This is a genomic window from Vibrio sp. ZF57, from assembly GCF_001691235.1.
In the GTDB taxonomy this organism is placed as follows: Bacteria; Pseudomonadota; Gammaproteobacteria; order Enterobacterales; family Vibrionaceae; genus Vibrio; species Vibrio crassostreae_C.
Genome location: NZ_MAKD01000140.1, coordinates 1 through 1,994 on the forward strand (window position 1 = coordinate 1; position 1,994 = coordinate 1,994).

Below are 1,994 nucleotides of genomic sequence, written 5' to 3' on the forward strand. Positions count from 1 at the left end.
TCACAATAATTCATCAATCTTAATTAGATCACATTTTTACTTTAATTGGTATAAATCATAGTGTTTCGCACGTCAGTCGAATAACTTACACAAAAGATTTTCCCGCAGCCCACAGCTCTTAGCTCAGGTGTTCCCCAAAACCAACTCATGATTAGGACTACATCATTTCTGATTCCAAACGTATATAGCTTTAAGTTTAGCATTCAGATACTCGAGCCATACGCGCTGTAGATGTTTCCTTTATTAAGTGAGCGGCTCTCAGTGTTAGTTAACAGCCTTTCGGCTACGAAATCTGACTTCTGCTCTATCTGTGAATCTATAGGATACGTGTAATTAGGGCTCTATCATGGAGGCTTCTCTTAAGAACGCTAGAGCTCATAATGAGTCGACTTAATGTCTCTTGTTATGCATTGAGCTTAAAACCACTCTCGATGGTATTGAGCGACTCGTTCTAAGTACTTCAAAGGGTGAAAGTAGGCTAGATTCAGCTTAAAGGTGAGAGTCGCTAAGTGTGTTCCCAAGTGGTGCCTGAGGGGTATATAAGCTAAGAAATAGAGCATCCCTCGTATTCGTGAAGTGACGTTTATCACCCTGCGGATTTAGATTCCTTGGTTCTAGGTGCTGGTATATTAGGGGTTACCACTCTGTCTTCGATTTTGATGTGTTTGTTGACTCGATATTAATCAGTCGTGTTGACCGTTTTGCTCTGAGCATATTGATTTCTTGCTGGTTAGTTCAAGCTATGTTTTGGTTATTGCGACTAAGATGAAGCTAGAAGGTCACTACTGTTTGCTTAGTAGAAATAAAAATCCCCCAAATCATTGGCGGATAGTTTTGTGATTCTTTTCAGAATTAGATAAAGCCTTAAACCTAATGGGTCGAATTATGAAATTGAGTTTTAACTTTGAAGATGCGAGCCAGATCTTTGTGGGATCTTTTGCCTTGGCCGTGCCGATTTCTTTTTCTGAAGAGGCTTGGAAGTTAGGGGAGACTTTACCTACCGCTAATCTATTGCTGCTATTTTTACTGTCTGCGGTGTTCTTAGGCTTCTATACGTATGAGAGTGTCTTTCAAAAAGATGTTGTTGCTCGGTTGCCGGTGTTTATTTTCAGAATAGTGATTGCTTATGTTATGACGGCATTGGTCGTTGCTTTGGTACTGACTTGCCTGGACAAATTACCTCTATTGAGTGATCCCGTCGTATCGATCAAAAGAGTGATTGTTATTTCAATGCCAGCCTCTATGGGCGCTATTGTAGTGGATAGTTTTGATAAAGAGTAATCTGTGTATCAATTTGTATTGAAGTGTCTTACAGAGCTTTTCAGCGCTTACTTGATTCGTTATTTAGCTTTCTTACCTCCAAACTTAGTATTGATTTTTTCAACCGATCTCCTAGTCAATAAAATGAGTAGCAACGTACTGTGACTGACTCTTACGTGAATGTGTCGTTTGTTGTTGGGAGATTTTGAAGAGCATTAAGTAGCGAAGATTTGTAGCTTTGGAAGGATATAAAAACGGTTGGTTTCTGAATTGAATATGGTATTTGAAAGGTGAGGGTAGTTGTATTAATAAGTTAGGATCTTTAGATGCAAAAAAGCCGCATCAATGATGCGGCTTCTTTTAATTGGCTCCCCTTGCAAGACTTGAACTTGCGACATACGGATTAACAGTCCGCCGTTCTACCAACTGAACTAAAGGGGAATTGATTGTTTAGTCTCTAATCAAGAGAATGGTGCCGACTACCGGAATCGAACTGGTGACCTACTGATTACAAGTCAGTTGCTCTACCTACTGAGCTAAGTCGGCATCATGAATCAAAAAGCTTATGCTTGATGATTAACTTGGCTCCCCTTGCAAGACTTGAACTTGCGACATACGGATTAACAGTCCGCCGTTCTACCAACTGAACTAAAGGGGAATTATTCTTAAAGCTTTAAAGAAATGGTGCCGACTACCGGAGTCGAACTGGTGACCTACTGATTACAAGTCAGTTG

Annotated in this window: 1 protein-coding gene and 3 tRNA genes; 1 reads left to right on the forward strand and 3 read right to left on the reverse strand. The window is 40.1% G+C overall.

Annotation, left to right across the window (positions count from 1 at the left end; translation table 11 throughout):
- The first annotated feature begins 885 nt into the window (after positions 1-885).
- Entirely contained in the window at positions 886-1,281 is a 396-nt protein-coding gene (locus A6D97_RS21215) for a DUF2391 family protein (protein WP_017060180.1), read from the forward strand.
- 344 nt (positions 1,282-1,625) lie between these two features.
- On the opposite strand, the gene A6D97_RS21220 is transcribed toward A6D97_RS21215, so the two are convergent.
- The 3 genes from A6D97_RS21220 to A6D97_RS21230 form a co-directional block, all read right to left on the reverse strand.
- Positions 1,626-1,701 (reverse strand) — tRNA-Asn (locus A6D97_RS21220).
- Positions 1,702-1,730: 29 nt separating this feature from the next.
- Positions 1,731-1,806, reverse strand: a tRNA-Thr gene (locus tag A6D97_RS21225).
- Positions 1,807-1,842: 36 nt separating this feature from the next.
- Positions 1,843-1,918, reverse strand: a tRNA-Asn gene (locus tag A6D97_RS21230).
- Between the last annotated feature and the right edge of the window lie 76 nt (positions 1,919-1,994).